Source organism: Eggerthella sp. BIOML-A1, from assembly GCF_009875595.1.
Lineage (GTDB): Bacteria > Actinomycetota > Coriobacteriia > Coriobacteriales > Eggerthellaceae > Eggerthella > Eggerthella lenta.
Window position 1 is genome coordinate 307,825 of sequence record NZ_WWRZ01000004.1, and the last position, 12,373, is coordinate 320,197.

Annotated in this window: 12 protein-coding genes; all 12 read right to left on the reverse strand. The window is 65.4% G+C overall.

Annotated features, from left to right (window positions below; translation table 11 throughout):
• Positions 1–22: 22 nt before the first annotated feature.
• The gene (gene mrdA / locus GT590_RS06640; RefSeq protein WP_021410123.1) at positions 23–2,197 is read right to left on the reverse strand and encodes a penicillin-binding protein 2; all 2,175 of its coding nucleotides are present in this window, start codon (positions 2,195–2,197) and stop codon (positions 23–25) included.
• Positions 2,198–2,209: 12 nt separating this feature from the next.
• Entirely contained in the window at positions 2,210–2,737 is a 528-nt protein-coding gene (mreD, locus tag GT590_RS06645) for a rod shape-determining protein MreD (protein ID WP_021410129.1), read from the reverse strand.
• The gene (gene mreC / locus GT590_RS06650; RefSeq protein ID WP_114532322.1) at positions 2,734–3,612 is read right to left on the reverse strand and encodes a rod shape-determining protein MreC; all 879 of its coding nucleotides are present in this window, start codon (positions 3,610–3,612) and stop codon (positions 2,734–2,736) included. The genes mreD and mreC overlap by 4 nt, the downstream gene beginning before the upstream one ends.
• Before the next feature lie 18 nt (positions 3,613–3,630).
• Positions 3,631–4,686: a rod shape-determining protein gene (locus tag GT590_RS06655; protein WP_009304616.1), complete on the reverse strand. Its 1,056-nt coding sequence runs from the start codon at positions 4,684–4,686 to the stop codon at positions 3,631–3,633.
• Positions 4,687–4,902: 216 nt separating this feature from the next.
• Entirely contained in the window at positions 4,903–6,195 is a 1,293-nt protein-coding gene (locus tag GT590_RS06660; RefSeq protein ID WP_015760489.1) for a Ni/Fe hydrogenase subunit alpha, read from the reverse strand.
• Between the two features lie 11 nt (positions 6,196–6,206).
• Positions 6,207–6,992, reverse strand: a complete 786-nt coding sequence (locus GT590_RS06665) for an NADH ubiquinone oxidoreductase (protein WP_015760488.1) — start codon at positions 6,990–6,992, stop codon at positions 6,207–6,209.
• Between the two features lie 16 nt (positions 6,993–7,008).
• A complete protein-coding gene (locus GT590_RS06670) occupies positions 7,009–7,920 on the reverse strand; it encodes an FAD/NAD(P)-binding protein (RefSeq protein WP_009304619.1) in 912 nt (303 codons plus the stop codon).
• Positions 7,910–8,947, reverse strand: a complete 1,038-nt coding sequence (locus GT590_RS06675; protein ID WP_009304620.1) for a 4Fe-4S dicluster domain-containing protein — start codon at positions 8,945–8,947, stop codon at positions 7,910–7,912. Before GT590_RS06675 ends, GT590_RS06670 begins: the two co-directional genes overlap by 11 nt.
• A 122-nt stretch (positions 8,948–9,069) precedes the next feature.
• A complete protein-coding gene (ndk, locus tag GT590_RS06680) occupies positions 9,070–9,474 on the reverse strand; it encodes a nucleoside-diphosphate kinase (RefSeq protein WP_009304621.1) in 405 nt (134 codons plus the stop codon).
• Between the two features lie 188 nt (positions 9,475–9,662).
• Positions 9,663–11,021, reverse strand: a complete 1,359-nt coding sequence (locus GT590_RS06685) for a tetratricopeptide repeat protein (RefSeq protein WP_009608342.1) — start codon at positions 11,019–11,021, stop codon at positions 9,663–9,665.
• A 46-nt stretch (positions 11,022–11,067) separates the two neighbouring features.
• Complete coding sequence (locus tag GT590_RS06690; RefSeq protein ID WP_009304623.1) at positions 11,068–11,601, reverse strand: peptidylprolyl isomerase; 534 nt, start codon at positions 11,599–11,601, stop codon at positions 11,068–11,070.
• A gap of 207 nt (positions 11,602–11,808) precedes the next feature.
• Positions 11,809–12,348, reverse strand: a complete 540-nt coding sequence (dcd, locus tag GT590_RS06695; RefSeq protein WP_009304624.1) for a dCTP deaminase — start codon at positions 12,346–12,348, stop codon at positions 11,809–11,811.
• Positions 12,349–12,373: the final 25 nt, after the last annotated feature.

Consider the following 12,373-nt stretch of genomic DNA (forward strand, 5'->3'; position numbering starts at 1 on the left):
ACGCCTCCTTTCCTCGCCTCGTCTAGTCGGTACGGCCGCCGGACGTCGCGGCGCCCGCGCCTTCGAGGACCTTGCCGGTGGCTCCGGCGATCACGCCCATGCCGGCGCCCGGATCCTCCGCGGACTCGCTGGCAAGCGCAGCCGCCAGAACCTTCGCGCCCAGCGGGGCCGCCACGGCCGAACCGCCGCCGCCGTGCTCGACCACGCAGGCCACCACGTACTGCGGATCGTCCACCGGCGCGTAGCAGGCGAACCATGCGGTGTCGGCCATGTTGGTGTACTCGGCGGTACCCGTCTTGCACGCCACCGTAGCGGGATCGATGCCCTGCTCGTTGAGCAGCTTCGACACGTCGGCGTTGTCGGTCGCCACGCCGTTGAGGGCGTCGCGCATGAACGCGAGGTCGGCTTCGGGAACGTCCAGCTCCCCCGCGGTCTCCACCTTGACCGAGGCGGCCACGTCGCCGCTGGCGTTGCGAACCTCCTTGAGCAAGTGGGGCTTCAGCAGCTTGCCGGTGGCGACGGCGCCGTAGGCGACGGCCACCTGCAAGGGCGTGACGAGAACGTAACCCTGGCCGATGATCATGTTCGTCATGTCGCCGCCCTTCCACACCGCCTCTTCGGGCGTGTTGCGGAAATGCTCCAGTTTCCATTCCGGCGTGGGAATGACGCCCACCGATTCGCCACCGAGATCGATGCCGGTGTAGCGGTCGAAGTGGAACTTCGCGAGGTAGTCCTGAAGGGCGGTCTGGCTGACCTGACCGTCCCGAGCCGCCTCGAAGAAGTCATGGGCGATCTGGTAGAACACGACGTCGCACGACTGCACGATGCCGCCGCGGAGATCGAGCGTGCCGTGGCCCGAGTGCTTCCAGCACATCTGCTCCTGGCCCGTGCCCCAGCCGTCCCACGAGCCGTTGCACGTCCACGTGCGCTTCATGTCGGCGAAGCCGTTGGCCAGCGCCGCGAGGCCCGTGAACGTCTTGTACGTCGAGGCGGCGGGATACGTGCCCGAGATCGCACGGTTGAGCAGGGGCTTCTGAGCTTCCTTGGAATTGTACACGTCGTACACGTCGCTCGACACGGCGCCGATGAATTCGACCGGGTCGAACAGAGGGTAGTTCGCCATGGCCACGATGCCTCCGTCGCGAAGGTCCATGACCACCACCGAGCCCGCCACGCCGCTGCCCGTGCCGATAGTCCCGTTCTCAGGGGCGATGAGCGCGGCCAGCTCGCGGTCGGCCACGTACTGAACCGGCCCCTTGATGGCGAGGTGCACGTCCGAGCCCTTGGTTGGCTGCGTCTCGCTCACCACGCGCACCACGTTGCCGTCGGCATTGGCGACCACCTTGCGCTTGCCGTGTTCGCCCGCCAGCAGATGATCGTACTGCAGCTCGATGCCCGACGCGCCCATGTCGTCGCCCAGCTCCACCTCGCGGCCTTCGCCGACGGTTTTCAGACCCTCTTCGGTGACGGGGCCCGTGTACCCTACCACGTGGGCGGCGAGCGCGCCGTAGGGGTAGTCGCGCACGTATCGCTCCTCGATCTTGACCTTAGGGAACGCGTCGGAGTGCTCGGTGATGAAGGCGACGTCGCGAAGCCGCACGTCGCTTGCCACGACGCGCTGGCTCTGCGCGCCGGCCGTCGCATCCTGGATGCGCTGGCGCACCACGTTGTACGGCACGCCGAGCACCGCGGACAGGCGCTGCACCACGTCGCGGTCGTTGGCCACCTCCGCATCGGCCACCACGGTCAGCGACACGCGGTTCTTCACGAGCGGAACGCCGTTGACGTCGCAGATGTAGCCGCGCGGCGCGGGCGTGGAGACGGTGGCGTACTGGTTGTCGTCCGCTTTGCTGCGATACGCCTCGGACGACAGCACCTGCATAGTCCACAGCTTCGCCGTCAGCGTGCCGAAGATGCCCGCCGCCAGCACGCCCATGGCGACGAACCGCGACTTGAGGTTGTCGGCCGGGTTGGACGCCGGACGCTGCGCCGAGCCCGGGTGCGCCTGCATGGATCCGTTGACGCGACCGCCCGCGTTTCCGAGGCTCGATTTCACGCCCACCGAGCTGATTGAGCGAACGTCCTTCTTCACGCTCACGTTCGACGACTTCGCGTTGTTGCGCACGACGAACACGACGGATACCACGATGACGGCCACGACCAGCGTGGCGACGGCGGCGATGATGGCGGCGATCACGGCAAACGCCCCCTATCGCAGCCGGGGCGTGCGCGGTCCGCGGTCCTGAGCGCCGCTGGCAAGCAGACGAGCGATGATCGGATACAGCACGAAACCCACGACGCAGTCGTACAGCGTGCACGGCAGCGCACGGTACAGGAACGCGTCAACGGGGCTTGCCGACAGGCCCAGCCCGATGAGCAGCGCGCCGTACAGCATCTCGGCGGCGAACGTCGCGACGACGAAAATGGTCACCGGCATGAACAGCGTGTCGTTGTCGAGCACCGAGAACGCGCGCGATGCGATGAACGACACGATAACGAACAAGAACGCGTAGCCGCCGACGGGGCCCGAGCCCAAAAGGTCGCAGACGAGCCCCAGCGCAAACGGCAGCACGGAGCCGGCGTCGAGCGGGCGCGCGATAGCGACTACCAGCACGTAGGCCAGAAGGAAGTTCGGCTGCGCCGAGAACAGCGCGATGTTGGGGGCTACGACGATTTGCAGCAGCAAGGCGACGACCGCGCCTACGGCGATGACGACGCCTTCGCGTCCCAGGTTCACGATGCATCGCCTCCTTCGTTACCGTCGGCCTCGCCTACGGCGCCCACGCCGAACACCACAAGCACTTCTTCGAGGGCGCCCGTCGTGTCGTTCGGCGATACGATCACGCGCCTCGTGGACTCGCCCTGGCGGGTATCCACCTTCACGACGGTGCCGATGATGAGGCCGGGCGCGTAGCTGCCGCCCAGACCCGACGTGACCACCACGTCGCCAGGATTGACCACCGCGTCGGCATCGAGGTTCTCCAAATACAGCAGGCCTTCGAGAGACCCGCGCACGACGCCCTCCGCACGGCTCGACTCCACGCGCGCCGCGGCGCCGGAATCGGGGTCGGTGAGCAGGCGCACCTCGGCGGTATGCTCGCCCGCGCTGTACACCTGGCCGACAACGCCGGAAGTGCCCATGACCGTAAGGCCGGTCTCCACCCCGTCGGCCGTGCCCTTATCGATGGTGACCGCCTGGCTCCACGCCTGGTCGGGATTGCCGATGACGCGTGCTCCCACACCGTCGATCTTGTAGAGGTCCTTGAGATCGAGCAGTTTCTGGAGACGTTGAGCCTCCTGCTTGTACTCATCGGCCTGGCTCAGCAGCTCGCGCAGCTCGGCGTTGCTCTCGCGCAGACCCGAGAGCGTGCTCTCGTCGGCCGTGAGGTTGCCGAAACCCTCGGCGGCATCGTTCACGCCCGCGCTTGCAGCCGCGCCGACGAACTTCAAAGGCGCGACCGCGCCGGACACGCCGCTCTGGACCGCGTGCAGCGGGCCGTCCTGGCCTTCGCGCGAGTACAACGTGACCAGCGCAAGCGAGGCTACGAGAAATGCGACGAGCAGAACTCGGCGCAGAAACACCGAGCTTCTCTGTTGGAAATTAAGCGCCATCGATAAGCCGGCTCAACCCTATTTCGAGCGCATGAGCGTCTGCTTGAGCGCCGTAGGCGTCTCGAGCACCTTGAGGCAGCCCATAACCACGTTCGTGAGCGCCGTCTCGCTCGTCCACACGGGAATCTCCAGCTTGTCGGTGAGATAGCGGTCGAGACCGGACAAGAGGCCGCCGCCGCCCGTCAGCAGGATGCCGTTCTGAATGATGTCGGAGGCGAGATCGGGGTTCGTTTTCTTGAACGTCTCCTTGATATGCACGACCATCTCCTCACAAGGCTGCACGAGCGCGGAGCGCACGTCCTCGGATTGGATGGTGACCTCCTTCGGCTGCTCGGTGATCACATCCTGGCCCGAGATGATCATGTCGCGCTCGCGACCGTCCTCGAACGGCAGGATGGAGCCGATCTTGATCTTGATGATCTCGGCTGTTCGCTCACCGATCTTGATGCCCAGCAGGTCGCGCAGGTGCATGGCGATGGCCTCGTCCATGCGGTTGCCGGCCAGGCGCAGCGACGAGGAGGTGACGATGCCGCCGAGCGAGATGACGGCCACTTCCGTGGTGCCGCCGCCGATATCCACGACCATCGAGCCCGTCGGCTCGGTGACGGGCAGGTCGGCGCCCATGGCCGCGGCCATGGGCTCCTCGATGAGGTACGCCTGACGAGCGCCGGCCTGAACGGCAGCCTCGAACACCGCGCGCTTCTCCACCGAGGTTGCGCCGCACGGGATGCAGATGACGATGCGGGGCTTGGCCTGCCAGGGATACTTGCGCGGCGCCGCTTTGCTGATGAACGCCGAGATCATGGCCTCGGTCACGTCGTAGTCGGCCACTACGCCGTCGTGCAGGGGATGCTCGGCCGAGAACGCCTCGGGCGTATGGTTGATCATGTTCTTGGCTTCGTGGCCCACTGCGAGCACGCGATGGGTCGCCTTCTCGATGGCGACAACCGAGGGCTCGTTGACAACGATGCCCTCGCCCGGGATGGCGACCAGTGTATTTGCAGTTCCGAGGTCGATGGCCATATCCGTGGACATCTGGCCAGTCAGACCCGAGAACATGTCTAAAAAGGACATACAGGAAACCCCTTGAATCTCGATTCCAGGTGAAACCGAATTCTAGCACAGGCGTTGACGCGATGATGAAAATCCACGAGGGGCACACCCGCGCCTCCGCCTCTCCGCCCCTCTGTCTCGCCCTCGTCTCAGACCAAAAAAAGGCTGGAACCCGTAACGGATCCCAGCCTTTCCATCATAAGGGAACGAGACGTTAACACGTCCCTTTGTCTCAGTTTAGTGCACGCTGCAGCTGAGGCAGGGATCGTAGGCTCGCACGAGCTTCTCGATCTCGAGGCGCACGACGTCTTCCGCAGCCCCGTCGGCCACCAGCTTCTCGGCCAAAAGGCGCATGTCGGCTTCCAGGTTCGCCACGTTCTGCGCCGTAGGCGTGAGAATGGACGCATGCGTCACGCGTCCCTCGGCATCCAGCGTGAGGTCGTGGAACAGCGCGCCGCGCGGAGCCTCGGTGAAGCCCACGGCGCGCCCCGCCTTCACCTCGAAGGGCACGGGCAGGCTGGAGCTGGCGATGGCGCCCGGCTCGGCAAGCTTGCGGCACAGGTCGGCGCAGCGGTCGAGCGCATCCACGATCTCCACGGCCTGGGCCACGTTGTTCATGAACGGGTTCGCCTCAGGCGGGCGCAAGCCCGCCTTCGCGGCGGCCACCTTCGCGTTCTGCCCCAGGTTCTGCCACGATGCGTTGACGCGGGCCAGCGCGCCGGTGAAGTACGGGCTCTGCGTCTCGCGCACGCGCGCCAACAGAGCCGCCGAATGCGGCACCGCATGCTCCTCGATATGCTCCTGCACCTCGTTCGCATCGAAGACGATGCCCGCGTTCAGGAAAAACGCCTGGTCGGAGCATTCCACCGGGTAATAGTCGTCCTCCACCATGGCCAGCATGTCGCCGGCCGTAGCGATGTCGGGCACCTCGAAGCCGCGGAACAGATCCACCGCCTCAAGGGCGAAGTCCATCGCCGCATCCATCTTGTCTGCCAGCTCCAGATACTCGGCCGGCTCTATCTCGTGCGTGAAGCCCCCCACCACGGCGGTGATGGGATGAATGCTGCGACCTCCCACCTTCGTGCACAGCTCGTTGCCCAGCGCTTTGAGGCCCAGCGCCTGCTCGAACAGCTCGGGATCGGTCTGAGCCAGCGGGAACACGCTGGGCATGCCGAGGAAGTCAGGTGCGGCGAACACGAACAGATGCGACGCATGGTTCTGTAAATAGGAGCCGTACACCAGAAGCTCGCGCAGGGCGCGCGTGCGGTCGGTCACCTCCACGCCGAACACGCGCTCGATGGCCTTGAGGTCGGTCACCACGTGGCTCGACGAGCAGATGCCGCAGATGCGCGAAGAGATGTAGGGGATCTCCTCGAAGCGGCGGCCGCGCACCATGCTCTCGAACAGGCGGGCCGGCTCGACGACGTTCATCTCGACGGTTTTCACTTCCCCGTCCTCGATGACCACGTGCACGTTGCCGTGGCCCTCGACGCGGGCGATATGATCGACGTGAATCGCTGTTTTCGTCATAGAATGCGTCCTCACTCGCTGCCCGCAAGGGCGGGGTTCGTCTGGTTGAACATCTCGAGCGCCTGGTCGAAGTCGGCGACCGACACGCCGTAGCGCGCCACCGCCTCGCGCGCCGACGCCAGGTTCGCGTCGGGCGACAGCCCCCTGCACCCGTTGCACGGACGGCCCAGGTTAACGCACTTCGCGCCGCACCCGGCCGTGGTCACGAGCCCCAGGCACAGCTGCCCCTTTCCGAAGAAGCAGCTCGTCTCGTTGCGCTTGCAGTCGCCGCACATCGTGCGCGAGGGATACGTCTTGTTCGAGCCGTACAGCGCGCGCTGCAGCACGTCGATGAAGTCGTAGCTGTCGATGGGGCACGCACGCACCTCGAAGTCCACGTCGATGACGGCGCCCACCGCGCGCGGCGCCACCATGTCGCCGCAGGCCGACGGCACCCGATCGTACACCTGCCCAGGACGCTCGAGGAACCCCTCTGCGGCCATGCCGGGAATGCCGGCCGTCGTGGCGCACGCGCCCACGGCGATGATCGCGCCCGCCTTCTCGCGCAGGCTGCGCACCGTCGCTTCGGATTCCTCGGTGGTGACGGCGCCCTCGATGATGGCCACGTCGAAGTCCTCGGGCATGGGATCGCTCGAGGCCAGCTGCCAATAGCGCAGATCGATCTGACCGAGCACGTCCAGCAGGTGCGCCTCGGCGTTCGTGATCTGCAGTTGGCAGCCGAAGCAGCTGGCCAGGCCCACGACCACCACGCGCGGCGCGGACGGCTTCTCCTGGCAGGCTATGCAGTTTCCGTTCATGTCGCGCTTCTCCATCCTACATCGACCCCTGGATGTTCTTGGCTTCCCAATAGTTGAACACGGGCCCGTCGATGCACACGTACTGATGCCCGATCTGGCAGTGGCCGCACTTGCCCATGCCGCACTTCATATGGCGCTCGAAGCTCACGTAGATATGGTCGTAGCTGATGCCCTTCTTCCGCATCTCGTCGATGGCGAACCTATACATCACCGGCGGCCCGCACAGGGCGCCGAACGTGTTGGCGGCATCGATCTCCAAATGCTCGAAAGGCTTTGTGACCAGGCCGACCTCGCCGTCCCACGTGTCGTCGGGATGATCCACCGTCAGGTACAGGTCGAAGTCCTTGCGATGGCGCCACATCTCGAACTGCTGGCGGAACATCACCTCGGAGGGGTTCTTCGAACCGTAGATGATGGTGACCTTGCCGAACTCGGAACGCTCGTCGTGGATGTTGTTGATGAGCGAGCGCAGAGGAGCGATGCCGAGGCCGCCCGCCACCAGCAGGATGTCGTGCCCCTTCATGTCCTCGAACGGGAAGCCTCGGCCGAACGGGCCGCGCAGGCCCACGATGTCGCCGCACTGCATCTTGTGCAGCACCTCGGTGAAGTGGCCGGTGCGACGCACGCACAGCTCGATGAAGCCGCGCTTGGACGGCGAGCTGGATATGGAGATAGGCGCCTCGCCCACCCCGAAGATGGACACCTCGACGAACTGGCCCGGCTCGTGCGAGAACGCATCGCGGATGCGCTCGTCGATAAGGCGGAACTCGAACAGCTTCTCCGTCTCGGTGAGGTCGATGATGGACGTGATCCGCGCCGGCCAAGGCCGATACGGGTTCGCCGCCATCATCTGCTCGCCCGACAGGGGAGCCGCCTCGTCGAAGAACGGTTTGACCTGGACGGTGGACACCGCGCAGCTACTGGGCATCTTGCATCCCCTTCCTCTCGAAGAACTCGAGCACCTCGATGGGGTTGATGTTCGCCTTGCACGCCTTCACGCAGCGACCGCACCCCACGCACAGCATGCGGTCATGGTTCGCGAGGAACCCGTTGAGCTTGTGGTACATGCGATGCCGCACGCGGTTGCGCCCGTCGCCGCGGAAGTTGTGGCCGCCGGCCACCTGCGCGAACTGCGGCGCAGTGCACGCGTCCCACACGCGCTCGCGCCGACCCGCCTCGCCGGAGGGATCGAACGTGTCCTGGATGTCGAAGCAGAAGCACGTGGGGCACACCGCCGAGCACGCCGTGCACGACAGGCAGCGTCCGCCCAGCTCCTCCCAGAACGGGTCCTTATGGAACGCGTCCATGAGCATGGCCACGTCCTGGATGTCGGGAATAGCGTCGTTGAACGCCTCCTGGCGCCGACGCGTGGCGTGGCGGAACTCGATACGGTCCTCGTCGGTGGCCACGCGCGGGTTGCACGCCGCCTCGAGGATGTTCGCCGCCTCGACGCTGGATATGCTGACCAGGTACTTTCCGCCGATATCCTGCAAAAACAGGTCGTAGCCGAAACGCGCCTCGTCGGAGCCCCACAAATGGCAGAAGCACGTCTCGGAGGGCATGCAGCTGATCCCCACGATGAGCGTGGCGTTGCGCCGGGCGACGTAGTAGGGGTCGGGATAGCGGCCGTCCTTGAACACGAGGTCGAGCCGGTTCACCGCGTTGATGTCGCAGGCATGCGCGCCGAAGATGACGCGCGGCGTGATCTCGGCGGCGAAGTCGGTCACGCTGTTCGTGCGCGCGTCGAAGGACATGAGCGTCTCCTCGGGCGGCAGGAAGTACTTCTTCGGCGAAGCCATGGTGGTAGGATAGGCAAGCTCGATGTCGTCGGGCGATTCGATGGTCTCGAAGGCGTAGCCCTGGTCGCGCTTGACCGGAGCCACCACTTCGTAGGTTTCCATGAACGCCGACACGAGCGAGGGAAGTTCAGCAGCGTCGATGACTCGATAGAGCATGCTCACGTCCTTTTCTCGTCTGGTATCCCGCGCAACCTTCGGTGCGCGAAGCTCCGAAAAACAAAAAGCGCGCCGTCGCTCGAGCGAAAGGCTCGTACGCGGCGGCGCGCTCGGAACGTGCTTTACGCGAAGAAGATGCCGATCTCGCGCTCGGCGGATTCCGGGGAATCGGAGCCATGGATGACATTCTCGTCCATGATGAGGCCGAAATCGCCGCGAATCGTGCCGGGGGCAGCTTCTGCCGGATTAGTGGCGCCCATAAGGGAGCGGCACTTGGCCACCGCGCCGTCGCCGGACACGACCATCTTCACGACCGGGCCGCTGGTGATGTAGGAAATGAGGCCGTCGTAGAACGGCTTGCCCTCATGCTCGGCGTAGTTGGCCTTCGCCTGCTCGTCGGTCACCATGCCCAGCTCCATGCGCTCGATCTTGAGGCCCGCGCGCTCGAAGCGGTTGACGATCTCGCCGATGTGGCCGTTGCGCACGCCGTCGGGCTTGATCATCGTGTAGGTCTTCTGCTGTGCCATGTTGTAGTGCCCTTTCTCTCTCTTTATACGAGGGTGTCATCCTGAGCGGAGGCGGCGAAGCCGCCGCAGTCGAAGGATCCCCTATGGCGCCGACCGACGGCTTCCGGCTTGCGCCGCACGGGATCCTTCGACTTCGCTTCCTTCGGTCGCTCCGCTCAGGATGACAAAAACGGCGTATGCCGCTTTTGTCAGTTCTGGCTCGGGAAGTACAGCTCCACGTTCGACACCTTCCACCCGATCATGTTGCGCACGAGGGATACCTTGTACTGCACGTCGCCGCCTTCGGGCGTCTTAGCCGTCACGTACACGGTGGAATCGCTCATGGACTTGTCCATGCCGTCGATCGCAGGGCTGCCCACCGTCGAGAGGAGCTCGGTCATGGACGCGGCGTTCTCCTCGGTCACCTCGCTGGCGAAGGCCGCTTTCGGATCCGAGAACAGCTGCTCGACCACCTGGTCCTGCGACGGATAGCCCCAGCCCTGCGTGTACAGGAACACGGCGGCGCCGAAAGCGACCAGCACGATCAGGATGATGGTGACGAGGATCTTGAGACCCACGTTGCGGCGCTTGCGATCCTGCTTGGCGAGACCCTTCGACCACTGCTCCAGCTCTTCGTCGCTGGCGTTGAAGAAATGATCCTCCGCGCCCGGGGCGCCGTAGGGGTTCGTCTCGGCCTGGGCGTACGGATCGGCGTAGTAGTACGGTTCCTGGCCGCCCGCCGCGTACGGATCCTGATCCACGTACACGGCCGTGCCGTCGGCGGCCACGTCGAGCCCCGACATGTCGGCAACGGGCGCCACCGGAGCCATCACCTGAGTGATCTCGGACGTGCCCTGGGCGACCGCGGCGATTGCGCGCTGGTAGTCGACGCTGGCCGAGTCGCTGAGGAAGTACGTCTTGTCGGCGATGGACTCGTCGAAGGCGTTCACGGCCTTCTGCATCTGGCCGCTGGCCACGTAGGCCTGGCCGAGGTTCGCGTACAGCTTGTTGCGCGTGTCGGGCTGCATGTCGAACTGCAGCGCGCTTTCATAGGAGGCCACGGCGTCGGCCGGACGGTCGAGCGCCATGAAGCACACGCCGAGGTTGAGCAGCGCCTTCGTGGGATCGGGGTTGGCCTCGTCGAGCGCGGCCTCGCGAAACGCCACGCCGGCCTCGGCCGACTTGCCCAGCTTCAACAGCGCGTTGCCCATGCCCGAGTAGGCCTTGTAGGACGCATCGTACTTGGCGTCGGACACGGCGATCTCGAAGTGCTTGACGGCGTCCTCGTAATCATGCAGCGAGGCGTAGGCCATGCCGAGGTTGTAGTTCACCGCGCCGCACGCGTCGTAGGCCGCATCGGCGGTCGCCTGCGTGTAGGCGTGGATGGCCTCGTTCGGGTTCTTGAGCTTGACCAGGCAGTTGCCGATCTGGTGGTACAGCAGCCCCACCTCGCCGGGTGCAAGCGAGCTGCCCGCATCCTGCAAGCACTGCGTGTAGGCAGCCAGGGCGCCTTGGAAGTCCTTGCGCGCGTACGCCGCCCGGGCTTGCTGGAATAAGTCGTTGTTCATCTGCTTCCTTCGTATCTTCGCGGAATCGCCTCGGCGTCTCGGATCGCTATTCGGCGGCGTTCTCGATCTCGACGCTCTCGATCACGTCGCCTACGCGCAGCTGGCCGATGACGTCCATGCCGTCGATCGTCTGGCCGAACACCGTGTAGCCCGAGTCCAGCATGGGCTGGGCGCCCAGGCACAGGTAGAACTGCGAGCCGGCGGAGTTGGGATCCTGGGAGCGCGCCATGGCCAGCGAGCCGTCGAGGTGCTTGTTGTTGGGGTTCGTGGAGAACTCCTCCTTGATGGAATAGCCCGGGCCGCCCGTGCCGAGGCCCGCGAACGGGTTGCCGGCCTTCTTGACGACCTCTTCGGGCGTGAGGTCGCGCGTGTTCGGGCAGCCGCCTTGGATCACGAAGCCGGGAACGTGGCGGTGGAACTTCAGGCCGTCGTAGAAGCCCTTGCGCGCCAGCTCGACGAAGTTGCCCACGTGGATGGGGGCGTCCTTGCCCGCCAGCTGCACGCGGACGGTGCCCTTCGACGTGGTGATGACGGCGACCTCGTCGCCGGTCGGCTGGTATTCCGGAGTGTACTGCGCCATGGGTCGGCTCCTTTTCGTTTGCTTGCTATCATGCGCCCACGCGAAACGGGGCGAAAGTATCGCATACAAGGTTGAAGTTTAGCAGGTCAAGTCCGCCAGACCGGAAAAATCGTAGAACATCCACGGCGAGCAGAAGCGCTGCGGAAACGGGGGCGGATCGGCACGGCAACCGCCGATGCGCGCGGAGATCGACAGGGCGCGCCTGCGCTAGCGCGCTGCCTCCGGATCGAGGTACACGCGCGAGCCCGTAGCGCCGCGCTGGCCCTGGTACTTGCCGGCGTAGGGGTTCTTCGCCGCCTCGTCCAGCTGGGCGAACACCAGCTGCCCCACGCGCCTGCCCGAGCGCAGCTCCAGCGCGCAGCGGTTCGCGTTGAACAGCTCCAGCGTGATCTCGCCTTCGAAGCCCGGATCCACCCAACCGGCGTTCTGCACGAACAGCCCCATGCGCCCCAGCGAGCTGCGCCCTTCCACGAAGGCGGTGAGGTCGGCGCCCAGGCGCACGTACTCCATGGTGGTTGCCAGCACGAACTGGCCCGGCAGCAGGATGTAGCGGTCGGTGCGGATCGTCTTGTAGGCGATCTCGTCCTCCAGCCCCACGATGCCGCTCGGCGTGTCCTCGACGATGCCGAACGTGTCGCCCAGGCGGATGTCCACGCTGGCGGGCTGGATCTGCTCCGGCTCGAGGGGCTCGATGGCAAGGCTTCCTTCGGCGAGGAGCTTCTCTATGGTCTTGTCAGACAGGATCATGGGCTTTCCTTTCGCGAGCGGTTCG